Origin of the sequence: Klebsiella sp. 2-CIP_Kleb., assembly GCF_050378715.1 — a bacterium.
Lineage (GTDB): Bacteria > Pseudomonadota > Gammaproteobacteria > Enterobacterales > Enterobacteriaceae > Klebsiella > Klebsiella quasipneumoniae.
This window is the reverse complement of sequence record NZ_JBNRLG010000001.1, coordinates 306,036-320,209: the sequence shown is the minus strand read 5'-3', so window position 1 is coordinate 320,209 and position 14,174 is coordinate 306,036. Positions and strand designations below refer to the sequence as shown.

At 62.4% G+C, this 14,174-nt stretch carries 16 protein-coding genes; 8 read left to right on the top strand and 8 right to left on the bottom strand.

Going from position 1 to position 14,174, the window contains the following annotated elements; all coding sequences use genetic code 11:
- Window positions 1–44: 44 nt before the first annotated feature.
- From uraH to ACQUTP_RS01580, 3 genes are read right to left on the bottom strand one after another with little or no spacing between them, the layout of a single operon-like run.
- Window positions 45–371, bottom strand: a complete 327-nt coding sequence (gene uraH, locus ACQUTP_RS01590) for a hydroxyisourate hydrolase (protein ID WP_017900379.1) — start codon at window positions 369–371, stop codon at window positions 45–47.
- Window positions 368–868 (bottom strand): 2-oxo-4-hydroxy-4-carboxy-5-ureidoimidazoline decarboxylase, encoded by a 501-nt coding sequence (uraD, locus tag ACQUTP_RS01585; protein ID WP_080846687.1) that lies wholly within the window; start codon window positions 866–868, stop codon window positions 368–370. Before uraD ends, uraH begins: the two co-directional genes overlap by 4 nt.
- Entirely contained in the window at window positions 846–2,225 is a 1,380-nt protein-coding gene (locus ACQUTP_RS01580; protein ID WP_428902331.1) for a nucleobase:cation symporter-2 family protein, read from the bottom strand. The genes uraD and ACQUTP_RS01580 overlap by 23 nt, the downstream gene beginning before the upstream one ends.
- 345 nt (window positions 2,226–2,570) lie before the next feature.
- Between ACQUTP_RS01580 and hpxO the strand changes: the two genes are divergently transcribed.
- Window positions 2,571–3,725, top strand: coding sequence for an FAD-dependent urate hydroxylase HpxO (gene hpxO / locus ACQUTP_RS01575; protein WP_428902330.1), 1,155 nt, complete (start codon window positions 2,571–2,573; stop codon window positions 3,723–3,725).
- On the opposite strand, the gene hpxR is transcribed toward hpxO, so the two are convergent.
- The gene (hpxR, locus tag ACQUTP_RS01570; RefSeq protein WP_004205929.1) at window positions 3,706–4,629 is read right to left on the bottom strand and encodes a LysR family hpxDE operon transcriptional regulator HpxR; all 924 of its coding nucleotides are present in this window, start codon (window positions 4,627–4,629) and stop codon (window positions 3,706–3,708) included. The genes hpxO and hpxR overlap by 20 nt on opposite strands.
- Before the next feature lie 125 nt (window positions 4,630–4,754).
- Here hpxR and hpxD point away from each other — a divergent pair, with 125 nt between their 5' ends.
- Both hpxD and hpxE read left to right on the top strand, forming a co-directional pair.
- On the top strand, window positions 4,755–5,792 hold the full coding sequence (gene hpxD / locus ACQUTP_RS01565) for a molybdenum cofactor-independent xanthine hydroxylase subunit HpxD (protein ID WP_021314344.1): 1,038 nt from the start codon (window positions 4,755–4,757) through the stop codon (window positions 5,790–5,792).
- A gap of 11 nt (window positions 5,793–5,803) precedes the next feature.
- Window positions 5,804–6,778: a molybdenum cofactor-independent xanthine hydroxylase subunit HpxE gene (gene hpxE / locus ACQUTP_RS01560; RefSeq protein WP_049093370.1), complete on the top strand. Its 975-nt coding sequence runs from the start codon at window positions 5,804–5,806 to the stop codon at window positions 6,776–6,778.
- On the opposite strand, the gene ACQUTP_RS01555 is transcribed toward hpxE, so the two are convergent.
- Window positions 6,755–7,993 carry an MFS transporter gene (locus ACQUTP_RS01555; RefSeq protein ID WP_080846969.1) on the bottom strand — a complete coding sequence of 413 codons (1,239 nt, stop codon included), beginning with the start codon at window positions 7,991–7,993 and terminating at the stop codon, window positions 6,755–6,757. The two genes, hpxE and ACQUTP_RS01555, sit on opposite strands and share 24 nt — an antisense overlap.
- Window positions 7,994–8,098: 105 nt before the next feature.
- Here ACQUTP_RS01555 and ACQUTP_RS01550 point away from each other — a divergent pair, with 105 nt between their 5' ends.
- Entirely contained in the window at window positions 8,099–9,043 is a 945-nt protein-coding gene (locus ACQUTP_RS01550) for an AraC family transcriptional regulator (RefSeq protein WP_004205934.1), read from the top strand.
- 9 nt (window positions 9,044–9,052) lie between these two features.
- On the opposite strand, the gene ACQUTP_RS01545 is transcribed toward ACQUTP_RS01550, so the two are convergent.
- From ACQUTP_RS01545 to ACQUTP_RS01535, 3 genes are all read right to left on the bottom strand, one after another.
- The gene (locus ACQUTP_RS01545; protein ID WP_065877663.1) at window positions 9,053–9,808 is read right to left on the bottom strand and encodes a VOC family protein; all 756 of its coding nucleotides are present in this window, start codon (window positions 9,806–9,808) and stop codon (window positions 9,053–9,055) included.
- 178 nt (window positions 9,809–9,986) lie between these two features.
- Complete coding sequence (locus tag ACQUTP_RS01540) at window positions 9,987–10,298, bottom strand: cupin (RefSeq protein ID WP_080846684.1); 312 nt, start codon at window positions 10,296–10,298, stop codon at window positions 9,987–9,989.
- Window positions 10,299–10,319: 21 nt separating this feature from the next.
- Window positions 10,320–10,583, bottom strand: coding sequence for a VF530 family DNA-binding protein (locus ACQUTP_RS01535; RefSeq protein ID WP_040250364.1), 264 nt, complete (start codon window positions 10,581–10,583; stop codon window positions 10,320–10,322).
- A 281-nt stretch (window positions 10,584–10,864) separates the two neighbouring features.
- Here ACQUTP_RS01535 and ACQUTP_RS01530 point away from each other — a divergent pair, with 281 nt between their 5' ends.
- The 4 genes from ACQUTP_RS01530 to ACQUTP_RS01515 are packed head-to-tail and all read left to right on the top strand — an operon-like array spanning window position 10,865 to window position 14,167.
- Window positions 10,865–11,893 (top strand): isopenicillin N synthase family dioxygenase, encoded by a 1,029-nt coding sequence (locus ACQUTP_RS01530; RefSeq protein WP_285756029.1) that lies wholly within the window; start codon window positions 10,865–10,867, stop codon window positions 11,891–11,893.
- 23 nt (window positions 11,894–11,916) lie between these two features.
- Window positions 11,917–12,723 carry a MetQ/NlpA family ABC transporter substrate-binding protein gene (locus ACQUTP_RS01525; protein WP_004205939.1) on the top strand — a complete coding sequence of 269 codons (807 nt, stop codon included), beginning with the start codon at window positions 11,917–11,919 and terminating at the stop codon, window positions 12,721–12,723.
- A complete protein-coding gene (locus ACQUTP_RS01520; RefSeq protein WP_008804932.1) occupies window positions 12,720–13,511 on the top strand; it encodes a methionine ABC transporter ATP-binding protein in 792 nt (263 codons plus the stop codon). The genes ACQUTP_RS01525 and ACQUTP_RS01520 overlap by 4 nt, the downstream gene beginning before the upstream one ends.
- Window positions 13,508–14,167, top strand: coding sequence for a methionine ABC transporter permease (locus ACQUTP_RS01515; RefSeq protein ID WP_004217626.1), 660 nt, complete (start codon window positions 13,508–13,510; stop codon window positions 14,165–14,167). The genes ACQUTP_RS01520 and ACQUTP_RS01515 overlap by 4 nt, the downstream gene beginning before the upstream one ends.
- The last annotated feature ends 7 nt before the right edge of the window (window positions 14,168–14,174 follow it).

Genomic DNA, 14,174 nt, shown 5'->3' with positions numbered 1-14,174 from the left:
CGCCGCCCTGCAATGTCTGTCACTCGGGCAACGCGCAGCCGGGCTTAGCTGCCGCGGTAGGTCGACCACCCGCCCGGGGCGATCAGAAACGGCAGATGGAAATGGTCCTCTGCCGCCTCGCCAATGACAAAATCAATCTGCGCTCGGGTAAAAACGCTCTCGCGCCCGGCACGGGCAAACCACGCCCCGGTTTCCGCGGTTAAACAGTAGCGCCCCGCCGGCAGCGGCGCGGCGCTGAAGGTGACGATACGCCCCTGGGCGTTGGTCACCAGGTTCGCCAGGGTCTCGCCCTCCCGGCTCAGGCTGACCGCGACGCCTTCAGCCGGCGTGCCGGTGGAAATATCCAGAATATGGGTGCTCAGGGTGCTCATTCGCCAATCGCTCCTTCCAGTCTTAACATCGTAATTTCCCGCAGCTGGGCAAGCGCCTCAGCCACTTCTTCGTCAGCGGTATGCTGCAGCCGGCGCGTCAGCGCCTGCAGAATCTCTTCGCCGCTGCGCCCTTTGGCGCGGATTAAAAACACCCGGCCAAAGCGGGCTTCGTAGCGGGCATTCCCCTCCCGCAGGGCCTGCGCCAGTCTTTCATTATCGCTGTCCACCGCCGACTGCTCCTGGCGTGACATCGTCGCGTGCGCCTGGCTGCCGCTCGGTTTTTCGCCGATCCGCGGATGGGCGCTGAGCGCCGCGTTCAGATCGTTCTCTCCCCAGTCGCCCATCGCTTCCCGGGCGACCTGCAGCAGCGCTTCACGGTTGGCGAAGGGGCGCAAGTTCACCAGCGTATCGCTCCAGGCCGGGATCGCCACACAGGGAGCCAGCAGCACCCCTGCCTCATCGCCACTCAGGCTGTTAAACTGACTCAGCGCGATCATCCTGACTCCTTATCGTTTTCGTCGCCGCCTGCTCCTGCGGCAGAACAAGGTTCAGCGCTATCGCCACCAGCCCACCGCTGGTGGCCGCGGAACCGAACAGATCGCCGACCATCGGCGGAAAATGGCTGAGAAACGCCGGCACCGACTCCACGCCAAGACCCGCACCAAACGCCAGTCCCACGATCAGCACATCGCGTCGGGTGAGCGGGTTCTGGGTAATGATCCGGATCCCGGCCGCCACCACGCAGCCAAACATCACCATCGTAGCGCCCCCCAACACCGGCGCCGGGATCTGCCGCAACAGTTCGCCCACCGGCGGGAACAGCCCGAGCAGGATCAGAATTACGCCAATGTAGCGTCCGACATAGCGGCTGGCCACCCCGGTCATCTGGATCACGCCGTTGTTCTGCGCGAAAGTCGTGTTCGGAAAGGCGCTGAGCATTGCGGCCACCATGCAGCTGACGCCATCCGCCAGGATACCGCCCTTCAGCCGGTTGCGGAAAGCGCGATCGTCAACAGACTGTTGTGAAATCAGCGAGTTGGCCGTCAGATCGCCCACCGCCTCCAGAATACACACCAGCGACACCAGCGCCACCGGCAGAAATATCGCGCTGTTAAACTGAAAGCCAAACGGGAACAGCGTTGGCAGGCGAAACAGGGTATCGCCCAGGCTGTGAAGATGGAACTGACCGCTCAGCCCTGCCGCCACACAGCCTGCGGCAATGCCCACCACCACCGAGGAGAGCCGCAGCCAGCGGTTTTTGGCGCAGCTCAGCAGGACGATAACGCCAAGGGTACCCGCCCCGAGCGCGATATTGCTCATGCTGGCGAAATCCTGCGCCTTTTCCCCACCGCACCAGTTAATGACGCTGACCTTGATCAGGCTGATGCCGATCAGCGCAATCACGCTGCCGGTAATGATAGGGGTAAAGATTTTCTTCAGCGGTTCGATAAAGCGGCTGACAATCACCGGCACCAGGGCGGCGACAAAGTTAACGCCAATCAGCATCGCCATAATATCCTGTGGCCCGCCGCCCTGCGCTTTCACCCATATCCCTCCGGCTACCGCCACGCCCAGAAAGGCGAAGCTGGTGCCCTGCATGCAGATCATCCCGGCGCCAATGCCCCAGACCCGGTTGGACTGCAGAAAGGTACCGATACCCGAAGCCAGCAGCGACATACTGATGAGATACGGCAGCCAGTCGCCAAGTCCGAGGGTGGCGCCGATGATCAGCGGCGGCGTGATGATCCCCACCAGACCCGCCAGCACATGCTGGAGGGCGCTAAAAAAGGCCGGAAGCGGTGGGATCCGCTGTTCAAGGCCGTAAAGCAGGCCGCTGTGATGTTCGTCAGACATGGTGTTATCCCGTAGCAAAGAGAAGTGCATGGGCTACTGCACAAAGCAGGCCAGAGACGACAAAAGCGCACGAATAAATTTATTAACACTTAAAAATCATAAGCTTAAATTACTCGAATGATGCATCACTTCCCTCCGCTGCTGAACCAGGCTTATGAAACGATAGATTCTTAATGCAACATACAGAAACTTTTGGTTCATAAAAAGGCAACCAATGCATCACATTGCACCGAGGTGGTGCGCCATGACCTGTCGCTGTGCCTCTGGCGGGCGGTTTTCCTCCCTCCGGCGAACTGGTACGCAAATTGCTGTAGTCAGTGCCTACATCTGGAGAAGGAGAAAAAAATGAAAGCAATCGTGATTGGCGCGGGCATCGGCGGCTTAAGTGCGGCAGTGGCGCTCAAACAGTCGGGGATCGACTGCGACGTCTATGAGGCGGTGAAAGAGATCAAACCGGTCGGCGCGGCGATTTCCGTATGGCCCAACGGCGTGAAATGCATGGCCCACCTCGGCATGGGCGATATCATGGAAACCATCGGCGGACCGCTGCGCCGCATGGCGTATCGCGATTTCCGCAGCGGCGAGAACATGACCCAGTTCAGCCTCGCGCCGCTGATCGAACGCACCGGCAGCCGCCCCTGCCCGGTATCCCGCGCAGAGCTGCAGCGGGAAATGCTGGATTTCTGGGGACGGGAGCGCGTGCAGTTCGGCAAACGCGTCACCCGCTGTGAAGAAAACGCCGACGGCGTGACGGTGTGGTTTACCGACGGCAGCAGCGCCAGCGGCGATCTGCTGATTGCCGCCGACGGCAGCCATTCCGCGCTGCGTCCGTGGGTGCTCGGCTTTACCCCGGAGCGCCGCTACGCCGGCTACGTCAACTGGAACGGTCTGGTGGAAATAGATGAAGCGCTGGCGCCCGGCGATCAGTGGACCACCTTTGTCGGCGAAGGCAAGCGCGTCTCGCTGATGCCGGTCTCCGCTGGCCGGTTCTACTTTTTCTTTGATGTGCCGCTGCCGGCGGGTCTGGCCGAGGATCGTGACACCCTGCGCGCTGACCTCAGCCGCTACTTTGCCGGCTGGGCGCCGCCGGTGCAGAAGCTGATCGCCGCCCTTGACCCGCAGACCACCAACCGTATTGAAATCCACGATATCGAACCGTTCAGCCGCCTGGTGCGCGGTCGCGTCGCGCTGCTGGGCGACGCCGGACACAGCACCACCCCGGATATTGGCCAGGGGGGATGTGCGGCGATGGAAGATGCGGTGGTGCTGGGCGCCGTTTTCCGCCAGACCCGCGATATTGACGCCGCCCTGCGCGAATATGAAGCCCAGCGCTGCGATCGGGTTCGCGATCTGGTGTTGAAGGCGCGCAAGCGCTGCGATATCACCCACGGTAAGGATATGCAGCTCACCGAAGCCTGGTACCAGGAGCTGCGGGAGGAGACCGGCGAACGGATTATCAACGGCATGTGCGACACCATCCTCAGCGGGCCGCTGGGCTGACGGTCGCCATGGACTCAATCACCGCGCTCAGCGTCTGAATGGCCATCTGCGCGGGACGCGATAGCTGACGCGAGGGCGCGGTGCACAGCGCCAGAGTCAGCGGCCGCAGCAGCGTACTGCGCAGCGGGATAAAGGCCAGCTGTCCGCGCTGAACCTCGTCCAGCACGTCGAGCAGGCTGAGGAGCGTCACGCCGCTGCCGCGCAGCACCAGCGACTTAATGAGGCGAATATCATTGCAGCTGATGGTATTCTCCGGCGCAAAGTCATGGTGGCGATAGAGGAGCGCAACACGCTCATGAACGATCAGCGGCGCGCCGGGCACGATGTGCCGCTCCAGGCTGAGCTCGCCCAGAGACAGGGCCTTTGCCCCCGCCAGAGGATGGTCCGGGCGCATCACAATCCCCACCTCCAGTTCGGCAAAGGCCAGTACGCTGAGTCCGGCCTGCCCCTGCGGATCGAGGATCAGACCGACGTCCAGATCCGCCTGACGCACTTTCTGGCTGACGGTGTGGCTGTCGGCCACCTGCAGATCCAGCTCCAGCCACGGCCAGCGGGCGATGATCTCCGCCAGCGCGGCGGCGAAGCCGCCTTCCGCCAGCGCCTGCACCATGCCGACGCTGACGCTCCCGCGCTTCATCCCCTGCAGCTCATCAAATTTTTGCCGGGTCTGACGAAACTCCTTCTGCCAGCGCAACAGATTGTCATACAGCAGTTCACCCGCAGTGGTCATCCGCAGTCCCTCCGGCAGCCGCTCGAACAGCGGCGTCCCGAAGGCCTCCTCGGCCTGCAGGATCTGGCGGTTAATCGCCGAGGCCGAGATATGCAGCTGCTCGGCGGCCCGGCGCAGGCTGCCGCAGCGAGCCACGGCGATGAAATAGTGGGCGAAACGGGAAAATGGACTCATGGTGCCCCTGTACTCTTTTTTGCAACAGCAGAGTGAATTAATGGTGATGGATGTGAACACCCTAATATGACAACAATAATCTCACAACAATAAAACAATCACCGATGTGAGCAGGAAGAGAAATCATGAAGACAACCACCCCCACGCCCCCCGCCCATTGCACCTTCGATCCGGAAGACTGGCTGCGGCTGGCCCGTTGCTGGCACCCGGTGGCCCGCGCCTGCGATATTGACGGCGCTCCGGTGAAAGCCACCCTGCTGGACGAACAGCTGGTTATCTATCGTATAAAAGGCCAGGTGGTGGTCGCCCGCGACGTCTGCCCGCACCGCGGCGTCCCGCTGACCCTGGGGTTTCATGAAGAAGAAGGCATCGTCTGCCCCTATCATGGCCTGCGCTTTGGCGAGGATGGCCGCTGCAACCGCATCCCCTCCAGTCCGGGGCAACCCATTCCGGCCAAACTGCATCTCACCAGCTTCGCCGTGGAGGAGCGTTACGGGCTGATCTGGACCTGCCTGGACTGCGATCCGGACAATCCGCCGCCGTTACCGACCATGCCGCACTGGGACGACGCCGGCTTTCAGCAAATCAACTGTCCGGCCTTTGAAGTGAAGGGCTTTGCCGGCCGCCAGGTCGAAGGCTTTCTCGATGTCGCCCACTTCGCGTGGATCCACACCGAGACCTTCGCCGATCCGGACAACCAACAGGTGCCGGACTACACCCCGCAGGAGACGCCGTTCGGCTTTGTTGCCGACTACTGGAGCTCGGTAGGCAATTACCCGGCCAGCTCCGATTTCCGCGCGCCGGAAGGGTTCCAGTGGCTGCGTCACTTTGAAATGCATCTGCCGTTCACCGCCACGCTGACCATCCATTTCCCTGCCGATGCGAAGCTGGTGATCATGAACGCCGCCTCGCCGGTGTCGTCGCGCGTGACGCGAATGTTTGCCCCTATCGCCCGCAATTTTGACCTGCATGTGCCGGTGGAAGACGTTCATGCGTTCAACCTGCGGGTGTTTGAGGAGGACCGCCTGATGGTTGAGACCCAGCGCCCGGAGCGGCTGCCGCTGGATTTGACCCTGGAGGCGCATATTCCGGCAGACCGCAGCTCTATCGCCTACCGGCGCGGGCTGAAGAAGATGGGCTTTGGCGATTTCTTTCTGGTATGAGTGGAGGTCTTATGCGCGACATACTCCCGGTGGTGGTCGATGGCCTGTGGCGCCAGGGCGCGAAAAATCTGGCCGTTCGTCTGGTGAGCGCCGATGGGCAACCGCTGCCGGCGTGGGCGCCCGGCGCCCATATCGACCTCCATCTCCCCTGCGGGCTGATCCGTCAGTATTCGCTGACCGGCAGCCCGGCCGGACGGGATCACTATCTGCTCTGCGTCGCCCGCGAGGCGCAGTCGCGAGGCGGCTCCCGTTATATTCATGACACCCTGCGTCCGGGGCAGCCCTTGCTGATCTCTGCTCCGCGCAACCACTTTCCCCTGCACGGGGGCGGCCACGTGGTGCTCCTCGCCGCCGGGATCGGCATTACGCCGCTGCTGGCGATGGCCCATGCGCGGGCGGCGTCCGGCGCCAGCTTTACGCTGCACTATTACGTCAGCCGCGCGCAGGAGGCCGCCTTCGCCACCGAGATCGCCAGCCAGCTCACCGGCGGAACCTGCCTGATCCACAGCTCTGCCGACGGGCAGAGTCCGCGCCTGCGGCTGGCGCAGGATCTGGGCGCGCCGGACGCCGACACCCGAGTCTATTTCTGCGGACCGCCGGGGTTTATGGCTCAGGTGCGCGACACCGCGCTGGCGGCCGGCTGGGCGGAAACGCAACTGCACAGCGAAGCGTTCCAGCCGACCGTCCCGACGGCGGCGTCGGCGGAGGACGGCACCTTCACCATCACCCTCGCCTCCACCGGGGAGCGCTGGCCGGTACCGGGGGACAAAACCATCGCCCGGGTGCTGCAGGAGCATGGCGTTGAGGTGCCGCTCTCCTGCGAGATGGGGATCTGCGGCGCCTGCCTGACGCCGGTGCGGGAGGGAACGGTCGACCACCGGGATACCGTGCAGTCGGAGGCGGAAAAACAGGCCGCGGAGCAGCATATCGCGCTGTGCTGCTCCCGCAGCCTGTCGGCCAATTTAGTTATCGATCTCGCGGGATAAGCGGCCGGTCTCCGGCTGATCGGCGCTGGCGACCGGTTTCACCCGCACGGCGGTGAAGACCACGACCATCGCGGTCAACAGCAGCAAACCGCTGCCGGTGAAGACGCCGCTGGCGCCATGCAGATCGAACACCGCCCCGCCGCCGGCGGCGCCGGCGCTGATGGCCAGCTGAATAGAGGCCACCAGCAGACCGCCTGCGCTTTCCGCCTCATCCGGCACGGTGGTGGCCAGCCAGGTGGACCAGGCCACCGGCACCAGACCGAAGGCAAATCCCCACAGGGCGACCAGCAACCCGTCGAGCACGGACAGATGGCCAAACGTCACCATCAGCAGCGCCAGGACGCTCATCATCAGCGGCACCAGCGCCAGGGTCAGACGCAGGCTGCGGCTCAGCAGATAGCTCGCCACCGAGGTGCCGACAAAGTTAGCGACACCGAAGCCGAGCAAAATCAGCGAAACGCCTTCAACGCTGGCCTGCGCGACGGTCTCAAGGAACGGTCGCAGGTAGGTGAAGAAGGCAAAATGGCCGCTGAAAATCAGGATCGACGCCAGCATGCCCCCCAGCATACCGGGACGGCGCAGCACCCTGAACAGCGTGGAGAAGGTGCCAACGCTTTCCGGCCGCATGGAGGGCAGCACCCACAGCTGCCAGAGCAGCGCCAGCAGGCTGGGTATCGCGCAGAGAATAAACACGTTGCGCCAGCCGATCAGCTCTCCGAGGTAGCTGCCGAGCGGCGCGGCCACCACCGTGGCGACAGACACCGCGGAAAAGATGATCGCCAGCGCTTTCGGCACATGGGCCGCCGGCACCAGACGCATCGCCGTGGCGGTGGACATCGCCCAGAAACCACCGATGGCGATCCCCAACAGCAGACGACCGAGCAGGAGAAACGCCAGCGAACCGGCAAAAGCGACCATCAGGCTGGAGACAATCTGCAGCACGGAAAAGAACATCAGCACCCAGCGGCGGTCGATATTGCGGGTGGCGGTGGCGATCAGCAGGCCGGTGACTAACGCCACTAACGCCGTGGCGGTCACCGCCTGCCCGGCCATCCCTTCGCTGACGCCGAGGCTGCTGGCCATCGGCGTTAACAGGCTGGCGGGCAGAAATTCAGCCACGATCAGGCCGAACACCCCGAGGGCCAGGGCATAGACGGCGCGCCAGGCAGGCCTGACGGGTGACAGGCTCGCGTCAGCAGCTATGCAGGAAGTCATATACATCTCTCCAGGTTTATTAACATCCTGGTCATCTTAGGGGCTTACCCCTGGACGATATATGATGCATACTCTTCAGTTATTGATTATTCGTCCGGAATTACCATGAGCCAGCCCACTATCGACCTGACCAGCGAACTGCTGCGCGGTATGCGCCTCTCCGGCGTGAATTACCGGCGCATCGAGACCTCCCGCCCGTTTGGCGTCGGCTTTAGCGCCGTGGCGGGCAAAGCCCAGTTCCATTTCATCAGCCGCGGGCCGGTGCTGCTGCGCATGGCCAGCGGAGAACAGTTCACCCTGGAGAGCGGCGACGCGCTGTTTATTCCCAACGGCGACGGGCACGCCCTGCTCTCCGATCCGCAGGCCGCGGTGGTGAATGTGGCGCAGCTGAACAGCGAAACGGTGTGCAGCACGGTAAGTTGTATCAACGCTGGCGGCCAGCCTGACTGCCCGGAGCGCGCCGTGATTTTCAGCGGTTGTATGGACTTTGAACTCGGCGGCATGCAGCCGCTGGTGAAGGCCATGCCCGAAGTGATGCGGGTGAGCTGCCTGCTCAACACCTGGCCGGAGATCCAGCCGCTGCTGGCGGCGATGGAGCGGGAATCGCTCACCCGCCAGGCGGGCTATGCCGGGATCCTCGCCCGACTGGCGGACGTGGTGGCCGCGCTGATTGTCCGCGGCTGGGTGGCCTGCGGGTGCGGTAACGCCACCGGCTGGGTGCAGGTCCTGCGCGATCCCCGGCTGGCGAAAGCGATCTACGCCATGCATCAACGTCCGGGCGTTAACTGGAAAGTGGAAGATCTGGCGCGGGAGGCGGGGCTGTCGCGCTCTCTCTTCGCCGAGCGTTTTCTTGCCGCCACCGGCACCACCCCCGCCCGCTATCTCACCGAGCTGCGTATGCGGCTGGCGGTGCAGTACATCACCCACGAAGGCCAGGCGCTGGAAAAAGTCGCCTTCAGCCTCGGGTATCAGTCGCTGGCGGCCTTTAGCCGGGCTTTCAAACGCATCACCGGCCAGCCGCCGGGGGCCCTGCGCGCGACGGTACGCTAGCGTCAGCCTTTATATAAAGCGATACACGCCGTTGCCGACGCGAAAGCGTTGCCCCTTAAGCGCCGGGTTGGCGACGCGAAACACCAGCTCGGCCAGCTGGTTGGCGGGTCCCTGGCGGAAAATAAACCACTGGCCGCCCGCGTCCAGCCCCTGCTCCCCCTGTGACGGGAAGCCCAGCAGTGCCTGCCAGCGGTCGCGCACCGCCTGCGGATTGTCCACCTCGAACACCGCCTGCTCGAGCACAATGTCGCCCAGCGAATGAGGCACGTCCAGCCCCTGAGCGCGCAGCCGCGCCAGCCGGGTCTCGTCGTCTTCTCCCCACTGCAGCACAAAAGGAAAGACCAGCCCGTCGGTGTCGCCATCGATGGTGAAGATCCGCCAGCGGATGACATTGCCCTGCGGATCGTGGCGCTGGCCATCGACAATCGGTGACACCGCCAGCCCGTTGCGACGCAAGTGGTCATGGGTGGCGTCGATGTCGTCGCTGCGCAGCGCGACGCGAAACAGCGCTTCGTTCTCCGGCAGCAACCGCGCGGCATCCCGCGAGAGCAGAAATCTGTCCGTCGCGGCGCGCAGTTCGTCGGGGTCGGAAATGGCGAGGAATTCGATATAGGTCAGACCAAAATAGCTCAGCGCATTGCGGGTTCCCCAGCCCGGATGGCGCCCGCCGACCGCCGCCCGCAGCTGCTGCCCGGCAAAGATTTCAATCGCCGCTTCCGGCTGATTCACAAACTGTACTGCGTGATCCCACTGCAAGGTGGCCATGATCTCTCCCGGGGTTGTGCCTGTTAAGACGTCTGCGGCAAAAGATAGTGCTGGGGTGAAGGCAATGGCAAACAAGAATTATGTATATTGAAAGCTGGATAAGTGATTTATATCAACGCGGTATGTTGAGTGTGACAGGCGATGAAACGGCGGGCTAACGAATTGCCCGCCGGCGGGATCAGACCGACCCTTCTTTCTCAATCACCAGAATACGCGCCGCCCCCTGGGGATGGGCGACATGCTCGCATCCCACCTCGGCGTAAAAGATATCTCCGGCGTTCAGCATGATCACCTGTTCCTCGCCGTCGACCTTCACATGCATCGCCACATGACCATCCATCACGGCAAACACCTCCTGACCGTCGTTGATGTGCCAGATATAGGGTTGGTCGGTCCAGTGCAGGCGCACGGTGGTGCCGGAAAAATTGGCAATGTCCAGCGCGCCCCACGCGCGGTCGGCGGTGAAATCTTTACTGCTCCAGCTCTGCATGATGTTGTCCTGTGGTAAGGGTTATTTTTTCTGCCAGTTTGCCCAGGGATCCGGTTTCTCTGCCGGCGCATCGTCGTCGAGCGAAGCCAGATACATCGCCTCCACCTCTTTGCGCGCCCACGGCGTCCGGCGGAGAAATTTCAGGCTGGACTTGATGCTGGGATCGCTTTTAAAGCAGTTAATGTTGACCTGGCGGGCCATTTCCACCCAGCCGTAGCGCGCCACCAGGGCATTGAGCAGCGCTTCCAGCGTCACGCCGTGCAGGGGATCTTTTGAGCTGTGCATGAGGATACATCCGTTCCGCATTAAAAAAGTGCGCCCACCTTACTGACTCTCGGTGACGGGCGCAACGGCTTCAGTTCGCCCTTACGCCTTTATCTATTTAACGCAAAAGCACAGAACCCCGCGCGGACATAAATTAGAAAATAACGTTATTGGTTGCTTATCTGGCCCTGAGGCAAGCTGTGCTCAGCCCCGGACAGAGGAAATCACCATGCGCTGCTGTTGTGCCAGAACCCTGAACCTGAATCGACCCATAACTTATTATCCCGTTTTCGGAGAACACAATGAACGCGACCACCCTGCCGATTCTCGATCTGGCCCGCTACGCGGACCCCGCGGATAAAGCGGCCTTCCTGACCGACCTGCGTCACGCCGCCCGCGACATCGGCTTCTTTTATCTGATCAACTACGGTGTCGACGACGCGCTTCAATATGAAGTTCAGCGCCAGTCCCAGCGCTTTTTTGCGCTTGATGAGGCGCAAAAACAGCAGGTGGCGATGATCCACTCCCCCCATTTTCGCGGCTATAACCGCGCGGCTTCTGAGCTGACGCGCGGCCAGCCTGACTGGCGAGAGCAGTTTGATATCGGCGCCGAACGTCCGGCGCTGACCCTCAGCGACGACGCGCCGCGCTGGCAGCGCCTGCAGGGTCCGAATCTGTGGCCTGCCGCGCTGCCATCGCTAAAACCGGTATTACTTCACTGGCAACAGCAGATGACTCAGGTGGGGATCCGCCTGCTGCGCGCCTTTGCCGAAGCGCTGCAGCTCCCGGAGAATGCCTTTGACCGGCTTTACGGCGACCAACCCAACGAGCATATCAAGCTGATCCGTTATCCCGGCCAGCAGGAGACCCAGAGCAGCCAGGGCGTTGGCGCCCATAAAGATTCCGGTTTTCTCAGCTTCCTGCTGCAGGACGAGCAGAAAGGGCTGCAGGTTGAGGTGGCGCCCGGGCAGTGGATCGACGCCGTACCGCTGGCCGGCAGCTTTGTGGTCAATATTGGCGAACTGCTGGAGCTGGCCACCAACGGCTATCTGCGCGCTACCGTTCACCGGGTGGTGTCACCGCCGGCTCAGCAGCAGCGCCTCTCCATCGCTTTCTTCCTTGGCGCCCAGCTTGACGCGGTGGTGCCGGTTTATACCCTGCCGCCCGAGCTGGCGCGTGAAGCGCGCGGTCCGGACAGCGACCCGCACAATCCGCTGCTGCGCGATGTCGGCTGGAATTATCTCAAGGGCCGTCTGCGTTCCCATCCGGACGTGGCGGAACGCTACTATCAGGACGTTTTTCGCGAACGCGCCGAGCAATTGATCGTTTAACCATAACTAAAAAGGAACACACCATGAAATATGCTGCTTTTAAACTGGCAGGGGTCGCACTGTCTCTTTCTCTGGCATGGACGTCTGCCCAGGCCGCCGCGCTGCGCGTCGCCGCGGACCCGGTTCCCCACGCGGAGATCCTCAACTACATCAAAAAAATCGATCCCAGTCTCGATCTCAAGGTGGTGGAGCTGACCAGCGGGGTCAACGCCAATGAACTGCTGGCCAGTGGCGATGTGGATGCCAACTACTTCCAGCATGTCCCCTACCTGAAGGATCAGGAGAAAGCGCTGGGTAAAACCTTTGCCGTCGCGGCCACGGTTCATATTGAGCCGCTGGGGATCTACTCGCATAAGCATAAAGATTTCTCGTCGCTGCCGGAAAACGCCACGGTGGCGGTACCGAATAACACCACCAACCTGAGCCGGGCGCTGTTCCTGCTGCAGGCGCAGAAGCTTATTAAGCTGGACCCCAAATTTACCGACCCGGCCACCACCCTGGCGACGCCGAAGGATATTGTCGAGAACCCGAAACACCTGAAGATCCTGGAGATTGAATCGCCGCAGATCCCGCGCTCCCTCGACGATGTCGACCTGGCGGTGATTAACGGTAACTACGCGCTGGAAGCCGGTCTGGTGCCAGCGAAAGATGCCCTGGGGCTGGAAAGCGCCGAGCATAACCCCTACGCCAATATCCTGGTGACCACCCCGGCCCTGGCGAATGACCCGCGTATTAAGGCGCTGGCGAAAGACCTGACGTCGCCGCAGGTGGCGGAGTTTATCCGTAAAAACTACAACGGCTCGGTGATCCCGGTGGCCCCTCAGTCATGATCACCATCGAAGGGCTGAGCAAAACCTATGCCGGAACCGGCCGACCGGCGCTGAACGATATCGCGTTACAGATCCCGAAAGGGGCGATTTACGGCATTCTCGGGCGCAGCGGCGCCGGCAAAAGTACGCTCATCCGCTGTCTCAATTTGCTGGAGCGGCCCACCTCGGGCCGCATTCTGGTGAACGGACAGGATATTACTCAGCTGAACAAGGCGGCGCTGCGGGATTATCGCCTGCGCACCGGGATGATTTTCCAGCACTTCAATCTGCTGCATGCCCGCACCGTCGCCGATAACATCGCGGTGCCGCTGGAGATTGCCGGGGTGCCGCGGGCCGCTCGCGAAGCGCGGGTGCGCGAACTGCTGGAGCTGGTGGATCTCAGCGAAAAGGCCGCCGCTTTCCCGTCGCAGCTTTCCGGCGGGCAAAAACAGCGCGTCGGCATCGCCCGGGCGCTGGCCGCCCGACCGGAGGTGCTGCTGTGCGACGAGGCGACCAGCGCTCTGGATCCCGAGACCACCGCCTCGGTGCTGGCTCTGCTGGCGGATATTAACCAGCGGCTCAATCTGACCATTGTGCTGATAACGCACCAGCTGGAGGTGGTGAAAACCATTTGTGACCACGCAGCGCTGCTGGAACAGGGCGAGATTGTCGAGAGCGGCAAACTCGCCGACCTGCTGGTGACCCCATGGTCGCGGCTGCGCCAGTCGTTGCTGCACGACCCGCAGGCTGAACAGGATTTTCTTACCCGTCACGGCGTTCAGGGGAGGCCATTATGCGGAGTAGCATGAGCTGGGAAGATTTGTGGCCGTTATTACTCGACGGCACGCTGGATACGCTCTATATGGTGGGCCTGGCGGCCCTGTTTACCGTGCTGATCGGGCTGCCCACCGGTGTGTTGTTATTTATTTCCCGCGCCAACGGGCTGGCGCCGATGCCGAAACTGAACGCGTTGTTAGGCGCGGTGATCAACATCGGCAGGTCGCTACCGTTTATCGTGCTGCTGATCGCCCTGATCCCTTTTACCCGGCTGATCGTCGGCACCACGCTGGGCAGCACCGCCGCCATCGTGCCGGTGACCATCGGCGCCTTTCCGTTCTTTGCCCGCCTGACGGAAAACGCGCTCGACGAGGTGGATTACGGAAGAATCGAAGCCATTCTGTCGATGGGCGGCAACGTCTGGCACGTGATTTTTAAATCCCTGCTGCCAGAAGCCCTGCCGACGCTGCTGGCCGGGATCACGCTGACTATCGTGATGCTGATTGGCTTTTCGTCGATGGCCGGGGTGATCGGCGGCGGCGGACTCGGCGACCTCGCCATCCGCTACGGCTATCAGCGATTCAATAATGAGGTGATGTTTGGCACAGTGCTGATCCTGGTGGCGATGGTTCAGGGCGTGCAGATGGCCGGCGATCGGCTGGTGCGCAGCCTGGCCCACCGCCGTTAGCCGTCAG